At 33.6% G+C, this 15,450-nt stretch carries 8 protein-coding genes; all 8 read left to right on the forward strand.

The window, feature by feature from the left end:
- The first annotated feature begins 38 nt into the window (after positions 1-38).
- The 8 genes from R6X41_RS00740 (at position 39) to R6X41_RS00775 (ending at position 15,401) form a co-directional block, all read left to right on the forward strand.
- On the forward strand, positions 39-944 hold the full coding sequence (locus tag R6X41_RS00740) for a hypothetical protein (RefSeq protein WP_318496745.1): 906 nt from the start codon (positions 39-41) through the stop codon (positions 942-944).
- Between the two features lie 487 nt (positions 945-1,431).
- Positions 1,432-3,705: an NADP-dependent malic enzyme gene (locus tag R6X41_RS00745; protein WP_318496746.1), complete on the forward strand. Its 2,274-nt coding sequence runs from the start codon at positions 1,432-1,434 to the stop codon at positions 3,703-3,705.
- 75 nt (positions 3,706-3,780) lie between these two features.
- Positions 3,781-4,362, forward strand: a complete 582-nt coding sequence (gene ruvA / locus R6X41_RS00750) for a Holliday junction branch migration protein RuvA (protein ID WP_318496747.1) — start codon at positions 3,781-3,783, stop codon at positions 4,360-4,362.
- Positions 4,363-4,368: 6 nt separating this feature from the next.
- On the forward strand, positions 4,369-11,550 hold the full coding sequence (gene sov / locus R6X41_RS00755) for a T9SS outer membrane translocon Sov/SprA (RefSeq protein ID WP_318496748.1): 7,182 nt from the start codon (positions 4,369-4,371) through the stop codon (positions 11,548-11,550).
- 66 nt (positions 11,551-11,616) lie between these two features.
- Positions 11,617-11,997 (forward strand): glycine cleavage system protein GcvH, encoded by a 381-nt coding sequence (gene gcvH, locus R6X41_RS00760; protein WP_318496749.1) that lies wholly within the window; start codon positions 11,617-11,619, stop codon positions 11,995-11,997.
- Positions 11,998-12,040: 43 nt separating this feature from the next.
- The gene (locus tag R6X41_RS00765; RefSeq protein WP_318496750.1) at positions 12,041-12,370 is read left to right on the forward strand and encodes a VanZ family protein; all 330 of its coding nucleotides are present in this window, start codon (positions 12,041-12,043) and stop codon (positions 12,368-12,370) included.
- A gap of 58 nt (positions 12,371-12,428) precedes the next feature.
- Positions 12,429-13,148 (forward strand): energy transducer TonB, encoded by a 720-nt coding sequence (locus tag R6X41_RS00770; RefSeq protein ID WP_318496751.1) that lies wholly within the window; start codon positions 12,429-12,431, stop codon positions 13,146-13,148.
- A gap of 141 nt (positions 13,149-13,289) precedes the next feature.
- Complete coding sequence (locus tag R6X41_RS00775) at positions 13,290-15,401, forward strand: gliding motility protein RemB (protein WP_318496752.1); 2,112 nt, start codon at positions 13,290-13,292, stop codon at positions 15,399-15,401.
- Positions 15,402-15,450: the final 49 nt, after the last annotated feature.

The raw sequence follows: 15,450 nt of genomic DNA on the forward strand, positions 1-15,450 counted from the left end.
GAAGTCTAAAACGACCTAATTAATTAAACAAAGATATAATGAAGATAACATATAAACTCCTAGGTTTATTTTTAGTACTAAGTTTTGTGGCTTGTAAAGAGACTAGCAAACAAGAATCCATAGTTGATACAGAAATTCAAACTATTAATTCAGAATACAATATTCCAGATTCTTGGATTCAAAAAAGAGTAGAGGCAGCAAATAAAAGACTTAATGCTACTGAAGCAGGTAAGGTGTTATGGAGTGCACTAGAAGCTCATGGTGGTTTAGAGCAGTGGTATTCTAATGGCTATTTTTCTATGCATTTTGATTACCAACCATTAAGTGGTAAAGGTGTTAGAGATTCTTATCAAACCATAGATACGTGGAGTAATAAAGCGCGACATAACAGCATTTCAGATCCGTCGGATATGTATGGATGGGATGGAAAAGAAGCTTGGATAAAAGCTAAAGATAGTACGTCGTTTACTTACGATACTCAGTTTTGGGCGTTAACACCATTGTATTTCTCTGGACAACCTTTTGTGTTAGATGGAGAAGGTGTAAACTTAGAGTTATTACCAGAGCAAGAATTTAAAGGTGAATTACATAAAGTTGTTAAAGCGACTTATGATGCAGGTATTGGATCTGCTCCAGACGATTATTATATTTTGTATATAAATGCACAAACAAATTTGGTTGATGCTTTTAAATACATTGTTTCTTATACAGAGTATTTTCCAAATGGTGGACATACTCCAGAAAAAATAACTGTTGTTCAAGGTACAACTACTGTAGATGGTATTGTTTTAGCAACTGGCTTTAAAACCTATATGTCTGCCGATGGTAAAGATGGATTAGGAGAGTATGTTACAGATATAATTATTACTGATATGAGTTTTTCTCCTACTGTAGAAGATAATTTCTTTTCTAAACCAGAAGGCGCTAAAGTCTTAAATAATTAGGCTTAGATAATCAATTATAAAAACAAAAAGCCTTAGTATTTACATTGTATATACTAAGGCTTTTTGTTTTTTTAGGTTTTTACTTCAACTAACATTATGGAGTAAAAAGATCTACTCCTATACACTTAAAAAGGAAATCCTAAGTGGGGATATATCTCCTTGAAACTAATTTGCGAAACCGCTTAACGCACCATTTTTTAATTTACATTTCTATTTAATTAATAGGATAAAAACAGCTTGTAAAGTTGTCTTTTAAAATATTTTCTTGATGTATTTTAATATTTTTATGTAAAACGCACAACATCTACCAGTCTGATTTGAATTGGTTTTTTTAAGTGTTTTGCAATTATTGTTAATTAAATATCAGTATTTTTATTCATAGGCTTATATATTGATAAATTAATAAAACTATATCGTTTTCGTAAAAATTAGATTAGAGTTTAACACATAGGATACTTACATTTGTTTGTCAACAATGATTTTAATTATGAGCAAACAAAGCAAGAGAAGAGAAGCACTAATATATCATGCCAAGCCAACACCTGGTAAAATAAAAGTCGTTCCAACCAAAAAATATGCTACCCAAAGAGACTTAGCTTTGGCTTATTCGCCAGGAGTAGCAGAGCCTTGCCTAGAAATAGCAAAAAACAAAGACAACGTATATAAATATACAACCAAAGGAAATTTGGTTGCCGTAATTTCTAATGGTACAGCCGTTTTAGGGTTAGGTAATATTGGTCCAGAAGCCTCAAAACCAGTAATGGAAGGTAAAGGATTGTTGTTTAAGATTTTCGCAGATATCGATGTGTTCGATATTGAAGTTGATACTGAAAATGTTGAAGAATTTATCCAAACAGTTAAAATGATTTCTCCAACGTTTGGAGGAATTAACTTAGAGGATATAAAAGCTCCTGAAGCTTTTGAAATCGAGCGTCGTTTAAAAGCAGAATTGGATATTCCAGTAATGCACGACGACCAGCATGGAACAGCAATTATTTCGGCTGCAGCCCTAATTAATGCTTTAGAAATTACTGAAAAGAAAATTGAAGACGTTAAAATAGTTATTAGTGGTGCAGGAGCAGCAGCTATTTCATGTACACGTCTATATCAAGCTTTTGGAGCAAGACGCGAGAATATTGTAATGTGCGATAGTAAAGGTGTTATTCGTCAGGATCGTGATACTTTAACTTCAGAGAAAGCAGAATTTGCTACAGATCGCGATTTACATACATTATCAGATGCCATGCAAGATGCCGATGTATTTATTGGTTTATCTATGGCAGACGTTGTTACTCCAGCCATGTTGTTAGTTATGGCAGCTAACCCTATTGTATTCGCTATGGCAAACCCAGATCCAGAGATAGAATACCAACTAGCGATAGATACTAGAGACGATATTATTATGGCTACAGGACGTAGCGACCATCCTAATCAAGTTAATAATGTACTGGGATTCCCTTTTATTTTTAGAGGAGCTTTAGATGTTCGTGCTACAAAAATTAACGAAGAAATGAAGATGGCAGCAGTTATTGCTATAGCCGAATTGACTAAAGAACCTGTTCCAGAACAAGTAAATATCGCTTATGGCGAAACGCGTTTAACTTTCGGTAAAGAATATATTATTCCAAAACCATTCGATCCAAGGTTAATCGCTAAAATTCCACCAGCCGTAGCTAGAGCAGCTATGGAAAGTGGTGTTGCAAAAGAACCTATTTTAAATTGGGAAGCTTACGTAACAGAGCTAGAAGGCCGTTTAGGTACAGATAATAAATTGATAAAATTATTATTTAACCGTGCTAAAATGAATCCTAAACGTGTGGTTTTTGCTGAAGCTGATAAAATTGAAGTTTTAAAAGCTGCTCAAATTGCACTTGAAGAAGGAATCGCAATTCCTATTTTATTGGGTCGTCGTGAAACTATTCAGGAACTTATGGATGAGATTGAGTTTGATGCTGAAGTTGAAATTATCGATCCAAAATCCGATCAAGAGGAAGAACGTAAAAAGCGTTATGCAAAAGTCTATTGGGAGCAACGTAAACGTAGAGGAGTTTCATTATATTCTGCAGAAAGTTTAATGCGTGAGCGTAATTATTTCGCTGCAATGATGGTTAACGAAGGCGATGCAGATGCCTTAATTTCAGGGTTCTCTAGAGCTTATCCTACAGTAGTGAAACCCATGTTAGAAGTTATTGGTATGGCTAAAGGGGCAACTCGTGTAGCAACTACTAACCTCATGATGACACAACGCGGACCAATGTTTTTAAGTGATACCGCAATCAACATAAACCCATCAGCAAAAGATTTAGCAACCATTGCAAGAATGACGGCTCAGGCGGTAAAAATGTTTGGTTTAGAACCTGTAATCGCAATGACGTCGTATTCAAATTTTGGATCCTCAAATAATGAAGGTGCTGCGAAAATACGTGAAGCCGTTTCGTTTTTACATAGACAATATCCAAACTTAATTGTAGATGGAGAAGTACAAACTGATTTTGCCCTAAATAGTGATTTGCTTAAAGAAATTTTTCCATTCTCTAAATTAGCAGGAAAGAAAGTAAATACTTTAATATTCCCGAATTTAGATGCAGCAAACATCACTTATAAAATGTTGAAAGTGTTGAATAATGCAGAGTCTATTGGACCAATAATGTTAGGGATGCGCAAACCCGTTCATATTTTACAATTAGGGTCTAGTGTAGACGAAATTGTGAACATGACAGCTATTGCAGTTGTAGATGCACAACAAAAGGGAAAACGTTAATTAGCAATGCTTAGAAGACAATGATTTAAAATGTGAAAAAAAATGTTACATTTGGAATTATAACAAAATTAGCTAATGATTTCACATATACATGGGAAATTGGTAGAAAAGAACCCCACCGATGTCGTTATAGACTGTAATGGTGTGGGCTATTTTTTAAACATTTCTCTTCACACATATTCACAAATTCCTGATCAGGAACATATAAAATTATTTACTCAACTTTTAGTGAAAGAAGATTCCCATACCTTGTATGGGTTTTCTTCTATTGCAGAACGCGATATGTTTAAGTTACTTATTTCTGTAAGTGGTATTGGTGCAGGAACGGCACGTACTATGTTATCGTCGTTAACACCTAAACAAGTGCGTGAAGGTATCGCTAAAGAAGATGTTGCTTTAATTCAATCCATAAAAGGAATTGGTATAAAAACAGCACAACGAGTTATAATAGACTTAAAAGATAAAGTTTTAAAGATTTACGATATTGATGAAGTTTCTATGTCTACAAACAATACCAACAAAGATGAAGCGTTATCTGCTTTAGAAGTTCTTGGTTTTGTTAAGAAACAAGCAGAGCGCGCTGTCGATAAAATTGTTAAGGCAGATCCAGATGCATCTGTAGAAACCATCATAAAACAAGCTTTAAAAAATTTATAATAGATTTTGAATACAACTCACTTTAACGCTATTAATTTCACAATAAAAACATATGCTGTTTGTTTTGTTCTGTTTTTAGTAAGTGCAAGCGCATTTGCTCAAGCAGTACCAATAGCAGCACAAGATAGTATTAAGACGGGTCATAGTTTAGGTCGTATAAACATGGCTAATCCTATAAGTATTGTTTCAAGATATACTTACGATGCCTTTACAGATCGCTATATTTATACAGAATCTGTTGGCGAATTCAATATTAATTATCCTATTATTTTAACACCATCAGAGTTTGAAGAGTTGGTGCAAGCCGAAAATTTAAAATCGTATTACAAGCAAAAAATTAATGCTTTCGATGGAAAAAAGGCAGGAGCAGAAGAAGGAAAGAAAAATTTACTTCCCGAATTTTATGTAAAATCTGGCCTTTTTGAATCTATTTTTGGAGGAAGTACTATTGAAGTTATTCCGCAAGGTTCTGTAGAAATGGATTTAGGTGTGTTATTTTCAAAACAAGATAATCCAGCATTTTCACCTAGTAATAGAAGTAATTTTAGTTTCGATTTCGATCAGCGTATTAGTCTAAGTTTGCTTGGTAAGGTCGGGACTCGTTTACAAGTAACTGCCAATTATGATACCCAGTCTACATTCGATTTTCAGAACTTAATAAAATTGGATTACACACCAACGGAAGATGATATTATTCAGAAAATTGAAGTTGGTAATATAAGTATGCCCTTAAATAGTACGTTAATTTCTGGGGCACAAAGTTTATTTGGTGTAAAAACAGAATTAAAATTTGGTAAAACAACGGTAACGGCAGTATTTTCTGAACAAAAATCGGAGACAAATACGGTTGTTGCACAAGGAGGTGGGACTTTAGAAGAGTTTGAATTATTTGCTAGAGATTATGATGAGAATCGTCACTTTTTCTTAGCACAATATTTTAGAGAAAAATTTAATGCCTCTCTTATAAATTACCCTTTTATAAATACAAATATTCAAATTACCCGTATTGAAGCTTGGATTACCAACAGAACTAATACTACGGATAATGTTAGGAATATAGTCGGTTTTCAGGATTTAGGAGAATCAAATCCTCTATTAATAGGTTCTGCAGTTAATGTTTTTGCAAGTCCTAGTGCGTATCCAGATAATGGAAATAATGCTTACGATCCTTTGATAATAGGACAGGCGAATTCGCAATTAACATCGGCAGTAAGAGATATTGCAACGGTGCAATCTGGAATTTTGGTTCCAGGAACAAGTGAAGGAAACGATTATGGGAAACTTGAAAATGCTAAAAAATTAGTTCAAGGCTCAGAATATCTTTTAAATTCACAATTGGGATATATTTCCTTAAATCAGCGATTAAATAGTGATGAAATACTAGCTGTAGCTTTTCAGTTTACCGTTGGAGGAAAAGTATATCAAGTTGGAGAATTCGCAAACGATGGTATTGATGCTACAGATGTAAGTGAAAGTGACGATTCGCAAACAGTAGTTACCAATAATAGCTTAATTTTAAAACTACTTAAAAGCCCAATCACAAATGTAAATGAGCCGATTTGGCAACTGATGATGAAAAACATTTATGATACGGGAGCGTATCAATTAAGTCAGGAAGATTTTAAATTAAATATATTTTATACAGAAGCTTCTCCTTTAAATTATATAAATCCAGTAAATGGAGATTTTGGAACAACTTTCGAAGGGGAATCTATTCAAGAAGTGCCTTTATTACGATTATTTAACTTCGATAAATTAAATTATAATGGCGATCCTCAGGTTGGTGGAGATGGTTTTTTCGATTATGTAGATGGCATCACTGTAATTTCTTCAAACGGAAAAATTATATTCACAAAAACAGAACCTTTTGGTCGATATTTATTCGATGTATTAGATATACCTACAGAATTTGAAGATTATGACGACCCAAATTCATATAACGCGAATCAGCAAAAATATGTATTTAATGAGTTGTATGCGGTTACCAAAACAAAGGCTTTAGATTATGCCGACAAAAATAAATTTCAATTAAAAGGGAATTATAAATCTACAGGAGGCGAGGGGATTTCTATTGGAGCCTTCAATGTTCCTAGAGGATCTGTTACAGTTACCGCCGGTGGTAGAGTTTTAGTAGAAGGTATAGATTATACTGTAAATTATCAGTTAGGTCAAGTTCAGATTTTAGATGAAGCTTTAAAAGCTTCAAATACACCCATACAAGTTTCAACTGAAAATAACTCGGTGTTTGGACAGCAAACCAAACGTTTTATGGCAGTAAATGTAGAACATCAGTTTAGCGATAAATTTGTTTTGGGAGCTACTTTGTTAAGTTTAAATGAACGGCCAATAACTCAAAAAGCAAACTATAATTCAGAACCCATAAACAATACGATTCTTGGATTAAATGGAAACTATTCTACCGAGGTACCGTTTTTAACGCGTTTAGTTAATAAATTGCCGAATATAGATACCGATGTGCCGTCTAATCTTTCTGTTAGTGGAGAGTTTGCGTATTTAAAACCTGGCGCTCCAAAAGGAACTGATTTTGATGGGGAATCTACCGCTTATATAGATGATTTTGATGGGTCTCAGAATTCTATTTCTTTAAAGGCACAGCAACCTTGGTTTCTATCGAGTAGACCTTTAGGATTAAATACGGCAATAAATCCCAGCGCAGACCAAAACGGAATTCAAAATGGTTATCAACGTGCCATGTTAAACTGGTATATAATCGACCCTATTTTCTATTCTAGTCAGCGTCCGTCAGACATGTCCGACAACGAAATGTCTGGCTTATATACAAGTCGTGTATTTATACAAGAATTATTTCCAGAACAAGATATTGCACAAGGGCAATCTACCGTATTAAATACCTTAGATTTAGCTTATTACCCGGAAGAAAGAGGTCCTTATAACTTCGATCCAAATACAAAAAGTGGTTTTATTCCAAATCCAGAAGAAAGTTGGGCGGGGATTACTAGAGCATTAACGTCTACCGATTTTGAACAAGCCAATGTTGAATATATCGAGTTTTGGTTACAAGATCCATTTCAGGATAACGAATCAAACCCTGGAGGGAAGTTAATCTTTAACTTAGGAAATATTTCTGAAGATATTATTAAAGATGGTAGAAAGCAATATGAGAATGGATTACCAAAAGATGGAAATTCTTCATTATTACCAACTACAGAATGGGGAACTGTTGTACCCCAAAATCAATCTTTAGTTTATGCTTTCGATACAGAAGGTACAGAACGAACAAATCAAGATATTGGTTACGATGGTTATAACGATACCGAAGAAGGTGTGGTATTCGGAATTGATTTTGGACCAGATCCATCAAACGATAATTATATATACTATTTAAATACAACTGGTGATATTTTTCAACGTTATAAATATTACAATGGTGTAGAAGGTAACTCTCCAGAAACCTTTACAGATACAGATAGAGGCTCTACAACACAACCAGATGTGGAAGATATTAATCGTGATAATACCATGAACACGATTGATAGTTATTACGAATACGAATTAGATTTAACACCTCAAAACCTACCGGACGACTCTAGTGATTTAGGAAATATTCCAGCTTCAAATCCGTTAGGAGATTATATTAAAGATATTAAAATAGAACCAAGATTATTACCAAATGGGCAAACTATAAATGTAAGATGGTACCAATTTAGAGTTCCTGTTTCTAGTGATAGAGCAATACCTGTTGGTGGTATTAGCGATTTAAGATCGGTACGTTTTGCCCGTATGTATGTTAAAGATTTTAAAGAACCTACGGTATTCCGTTTTGGAACTTTAGATTTGGTAAGAAGTGACTGGAGACGTTATACTTTGGCTTTAGATGATAACGATGTTACGCCTGACGATCCGGAAACTGAATTTTCTGTTGGTGTTATTAGTACGTTAGAGAACGATGGAATTTACCAATCGCCTCCAGGTGTAGAACCAGAAGAGTTATACAATAACAACACTATTATACAGCAAAACGAGCAATCGTTAGTGGTAAACGTTTGCCGTTTAGAAGAAGAGGATTCTAGAGGTGTTTATAAAAATATTAGTTTAGATATGCGCCAATATAAACGTCTGCGCATGTTTGTACACGCCGAAGACAATGGTGTTTCGGGATTACACGATTATCCTGTTGCCTTTATTCGGATAGGAAACGATATCACTCAGAATTATTATCAAATTGAAGTTCCTTTAAAAGTAAGTGAAGGCACGTCTAGAGATGAACTTTGGCCAGAAGAAAATGAAATTGACTTAGCGATAGATTTGCTTCAACAAATTAAATCTATAGGATTAGCAAATGGAACTTTGGCAAACGAAGACCCTACGTTTTATGATGTTGTAGGAACCGATTTAAACTTAGTAACCGATCAATATAGTGGGTATGTTTTAGGACAACAACGTATTGGAATAAAAGGAAATCCGAATTTTGGAGATGTTAGAACGTTAATGCTAGGTATAAAAAACGGAGCATCTAACGAACAATGTGGTGTGTTTTGGTTTGACGAATTACGTTTATCCGATATGGATAACGATGGAGGTTGGGCAGCAATATTAAGTATGGATAGTAATATTGCCGATTTTGCAAGCGTTAGTGCTACTGGAAGACAAAGTACAGCTGGATTTGGGACGATAGAACAAGGTCCAAGTGAACGTAGTTTAGAAGATGTTGTGCAATATGATTTAGTAACTAACGTAAATTTAGGACAATTACTACCTAAAAAGTGGGGTGTACAAGTACCGTTTAATTTTGGGCAAAGCGAAGAAACTATTACACCTAAATACGATGAATATTATCAGGATTTAGAATTGGATGCTATTTTAGATAATACGAATAATAAAGATTCTGTTTTAAATGTCAATGAAAATTATACCAAGAGGAAAAGCATCAATTTTATTGGTGTAAGAAAAATTAGAACGACCGAATCGAAACCACGTTTTTACGATGTGGAAAACTTTACTCTTAACTATTCGTTTAATAAAGTAGAACACCGTGATTTCGAAATTCAAAATTCATTAGATGAAACAGTAAGATTGGGGGCTAATTATGCCTATAATTTTACACCAAAATCTATTGAACCTTTCAAGAAAAACGATTCTATTTTTACTGGTAAATATTGGAAAATTTTAAAAGATTTTAACTTCAATTATTTGCCAACAACATTTACGGTGAGTTCAAATATTTTAAGAAATTTTAATAAACAACGCTTCAGAGAAGTCGAACTTACTCAGGGTAACATTGGTTTAGAAGATTTATATCGTCGTAATTACACGTTCGATTTTCAGTATACCTTTAGTTATAATATTACACGTGCGCTCCAAGTTAATTTTACAACGTCTAAGAATAATATTGTAAGAAACTATTTTCAGGATAACATTATAAACGGGGAACAAGATCCTAATTTAAATGTATGGAATGGATTCTTCGATATGGGATCCCCAAACAGTCAGTACCAACAACTAGGAATTAATTATGAATTACCTTTATATAAGATTCCTTTTTTAAGCTTTTTACAAGCATCATATTCCTACACCGGAGATTTTCAATGGCAAAAAGGATCTGATTTATATGGCGATTTAGAAGTAGATGGGCAGACGTACGATTTAGGAAACACCGTGCAAAATGCGAACATAAATAATCTGAATACAACTATGGATATGAACAAGCTCTACAAATTTTTAGGGTTAGTTAAAAAACCAGTAGGCAGAAAAGCATCACAACGTAATGGGAATGCAAATACACCACAACCAAGTAGCAAAAGTAATGGGTGGGTAAATGCCGGAATCGATTTGGTTACTATGGTAAAACGTATTCAGCTTAATTACCAGGAAAGTAGCGGTACCTATCTGCCAGGTTATTTACAAACGCCAGGATTTTTAGGAACGGTAAAGCCAACTTTTGGTTATACTTTAGGGATTCAAGACAATGTTAGAGAATTAGCTGCAAGCAATGGATGGTTAACATTATATCCAGATTTTAACGAACAATATACAGAAACGCATAATACACAATTAGATATTTCTGCAAATTTAGAACCCGTAAATGATTTAAAAATTGATTTAATTTTCAACCGATTATATTCTGAAAGTTTTACTGAAAATTACGTTATAAATCAAATAAATAACGATTACCAATACCAGGCATTAACACCAAATTCTTACGGTAATTTTAGTATTTCGAGCATAATAATTAAAACCGCTTTCGAGAAAAGTGATGAAGCAGGTTCTCAGGCATTTAATGATTTTAGTGCAAATAGATTAACCGTGTCTAGACGATTGGCACAGAATGCAGGTGTGGACATGTCTAATCCAGATAACTTTGAAGATGGAGACATAACCGGTTATGCTTTAGGTTTCGGAAAAACTAGTCAGGCAGTGCTATTGCCCTCATTCTTGTCTGCCTATCAAGGAAAAAATGCAGAAGAAGAGAGCTTGGGGGCTTTTAGAAGTATGCCGTTGCCAAACTGGGATTTAAAATATACAGGATTCATGAAAATGGCATGGTTTCAACAGAATTTCAGAAGATTCTCTTTAAGTCATGGATATCGTTCAACATATACTATTAATCAGTTTACTACCAATTTAGATTATAATTCGATAAATTACACATTAGATTATTCCGAACAACCCGCCGATGTGTTGAATCAGTCTGGCGATTATAAAAATGAAAATCTATATAGTAATATTAACTTAACAGAAATGTTTAGTCCGCTAATTCGTATAGATTTCGAAATGAAAAACTCTATTAAAGTCCTAGCAGAACTTAGAAAAGATAGATTGCTTTCTTTAAGTTTCGATAATAATTTAATGACAGAAATTTCAGGATTCGAATATATTATAGGTTTAGGTTATAGAATAAAAGATGTACGAATGAAATCTAAACTAGCTGGTCCAACTAAAACCATTGTTAGTGATATTAACATGAAAGCAGATTTGTCGTTAAGAGAGAATAAAACCATAATTAGATATTTAGATTTAGATAATAATCAAGTAACCTCAGGTCAAACCATCTGGGGATTAAAATACACAGCAGATTATGCCTTTAGTAAAAATCTATCTGCCATATTTTATTTCGATTATGCGTTTTCTAAATATGCAATATCTACCGCATTTCCACAAACTACATTAAGTACTGGATTAACTATGCGTTATAATTTTGGTAATTAGATCATTTAAGTTTGATATTCGGACTTGAATAAATACATTTGTTAAACCTAATTTAAATATAAAATAATGAATATTCCAGCAGAATTAAAGTACACAAAAGACCACGAGTGGGTTCTAATTGAAGGCGACGTTGCTACCATAGGTATTACTGATTTCGCGCAAAGCGAGTTAGGAGATATTGTTTATGTTGAAGTTGAAACTTTGGATGAAACTTTAAATATCGAAGAGGTTTTTGGAACAGTTGAAGCTGTAAAAACAGTTTCAGACTTATTTTTACCTCTATCTGGAGAGATTATTGAATTTAACGATAGGTTAGAAGATCAACCAGAATTAGTAAATTCTGATCCGTATAGAGATGGTTGGATGATTAAATTAAAATTTAACAACCCAGCAGAATTAGATACATTATTGTCTGATCAGGATTATAAATCATTAGTTGGTGCTTAAAAAACGGTTACTAATACCCGTCGCAATTTTATATACAAGTGCTTTGGCTACTCTAAGTTTAGTTAATTTAGGTAATATTACCAAAGGAAGCCCAAAGAATAGCGATAAAGTGTTTCATTTTCTGGCATACTGTTTGTTGTGTTTAGTATGGTATATGGTATTCAAACATGGTTATAAGTGGCCATTAACCAAAGCACTACTAACAACGGGATTAGTGTCAATAAGTTTCGGAGTATTAATAGAATACCTTCAAGGTAGTTTAACAGAAACCCGCCAGTTTGATGTTTTAGACATCTTAGCAAATAGTGCTGGTGTAATTTTAATGCTCTTAATTTTAACGATTAAGAATAAAACTAAATTTAAATTAATATAAACGTTTGCTTTTTTGCCAAATAAATGGTTATTTTAGCATTCTTGAAAACAATATATTTATGGAACCTAAGAAAAACCCTAAAGCAAACGTTGCACGTAACAGTGCATTATACTTTGCAATTGGTTTAGCAATGATGTTAGCCTTAACCAATTTTGCAATTAATTTCAAAACTTACGATAAAGAGGCCATCGATATTGGTATGGTTAATATGGATGAAGAATTTGAAGAAGAAGTTTTAATTACAGAACAAATAAAAACACCACCACCACCACCACCACCACCTGCTGCTCCAGAAGTTATTGAAGTTGTAAAAGATGAGGCTGAGGTTGAAGAAACTATAATTGAGTCTACAGAAACAAGTCAAGAAGAAGAAATTGCAGAAGTTGAAGACGTACAAGTAGAGGAAATAGAAGAAGATGTAGAGGTTCCTTTCTCAATTATTGAAAACGTACCTGTTTTTCCTGGTTGTGAAAGTGGAAACAACGAAGCGAAGAAAAAGTGTATGTCTGAAAAAATATCAAAATTCGTAGGTAAAAACTTTAATACAGATTTAGCTGGTGAATTAGGATTATCAGGAAGACAACGTATTAACGTTATCTTTAAAATTGATAAAAAAGGAGATATTGTTGGTGTACGTGCTAGAGCACCGCATCCAAAATTAGAAGAAGAAGCTTCTCGTGTAATTAATAAATTACCAAAAATGAAGCCAGGTATGCAACGTGGAAAAGCGGTAATTGTACCTTACTCACTTCCTATTGTATTCCAAGTACAAGATTAAATTTAATATTGTTTATATATTTAAATCCCGATACAATTGTATCGGGATTTTTTTTTGCTTTATTGCTATGGATTTTTTTAATTTTAGTGTAATTAAAAAAATAGTACCTTTCGAGCCTCAACTATCAGCCGTTATTTTTATATGAAAAGATTAATTGTAATGCTACTGCTTATTATACCACTATTGCAGTTTGCACAACAATCACAATTAGACTCCGATTTTTACGAGAAACCTCCAGTTTTTAAACAATGCGATTCCACTGCTTTTAAAGACCTTCAGGCGTGTTTCGATAAAACTGTTTACAACTTTGTGTATGATGCGTTTAAAATGCCAGAAGAGGTGGTTAGTGATCATTATACAGGGAATCTTGTTGTTCTGTTTGAAGTTGATAAAGCAGGTCACTTTAAAGTATTGTATACAGATGCCGTATACAATTCACTTCAAGAAGAAGCAAGGCGTATATTTAGTTTGCTTCCTAATATTAAACCAGCAACCTATAACGGGAACCCAATATTTAAACAATATTCAGTAACTATAGGTATTCCTTTAACTCCATATCCAGAGCAAACACAAGTTGCAACCCCGGTAGCAGCAGTAAACCCTATAGATAGTCGTGTTAAAAACGAATTAGATAGTATTAATAAATCAGTTAAATTCAATACTAAAAAACAATTCAAGAGCACGCTCAATATTCCACTTAGCCATAGTTATTACGCTAAGTTTGATAGGAATATTAATTTGGTCGGAACAAATAGTCATACTGCATCTAAACCGTTATTGTATGCGGATGTTGATAATTATTACGATTTTGAAGCTGAACAAGAAAAAACAAAGAAGGATGTATCTACTTGGTTAGGGAGGAAATTCTGGAACGAACACCTCGCTGAAGTAGAAGGTGAAAACTATTGGTTTTTACTAGATCCTGTTTTCGATTTACAAGTAGGGAAAGATACCGAAGCAGATTTTAATTATACTTACAACAATACGAGAGGAATTGTTTTTCAAGGAGGTTTTGGAAAACATTTTACTTTTTACACGTCATTTTACGAAAGTCAAGGTCGGTTTGCTCAGTATTACAATACCTATGCAGAAAGTTTGAATCCGGCAGGTTCGGATCCCGCAATAGTGCCTGGACGCGGTATTGCAAAAGCATACAATGACGATGCTTTCGATTATCCAGTTGCCGAAGCTTATATGTCGTATTCCCCTGCAGAATTCTTAAACTTACAATTCGGTCAAGGTAAAAACTTTATAGGAGATGGTTACCGTTCATTATTAGTGAGTGATGTCTCTGTGCCAACTCCATTTTTAAAAGTTAATGTGTCTTTTTGGAAGCTTAAGTATACTAGTACGTGGTCTTGGTTTAAAGATGTGCGCCCAGAAGTAACTGTAGATAAAACCTACTTTACAAAGTATATGTCTAGCCATTATTTAAGTTTAAATGTAAGCAAACGTCTTAATATTGGATTATTTGAGTCCGTAATTTGGGCAGATACAAATGATAGAGGTTTTGATGTGAGTTATTTAAATCCGATAATATTTTTAAGAGCTGTAGAGTTTCAAACAGGTCAAGGCGCAGGAAATGCTATCTTAGGATTTACTTCGAAATATAAACTGAACGATAATATGAATTTTTACGGTCAGTTTATAATTGATGAGTTTTCTACCGGTCATGTTTCTGCAGGCGATCAGAGTTGGAAAAATAAATTCGGATATCAGTTAGGGTACAAATATTATAATGCCTTTAAAGTTGATAACTTAATGCTGCAAGCAGAATATAATCAAGTGCGTCCGTATACCTATTCTCATAATACTATTATCTTAAATTATGGAAATTATAATCAACCTATTGCTCATCTTTGGGGTGCTAATTTTAGAGAATTCATATTAATAGGGCGTTACAATTATAAGCGTTGGTTTGCAGACGGTAAATTAATCTTTGGTGTTAGAGGAATAGATTATGATACAGCGGAGGATAGTTATAGTTATGGAGGTGATATTTACAGAGATTATAACGATAGACCATATGATTCGGGTGTTAAAATAGGGCAGGGGATAAAAACAAAAACAGTAAATGCAGAAGTTCAAGCGGGATATCTAATTAATCCTGCAACAAATTTAAAATTATTTACTAATATTAGTTACAGAAATTTTAATCCAGATGCCACAACAGCAACAACTTATAACAGTAGTACGGTTTGGTTTACAGTCGGATTACGAAGTGATCTATTTAATTGGTATTTTGATTTGTAGAATTAACTTTTCAAAGTATATTTGCGCACTTTAATTAATGCGATAAGCA

It is taken from the genome of Formosa sejongensis (assembly GCF_033447105.1).
Classification (GTDB): Bacteria; Bacteroidota; Bacteroidia; order Flavobacteriales; family Flavobacteriaceae; genus Formosa.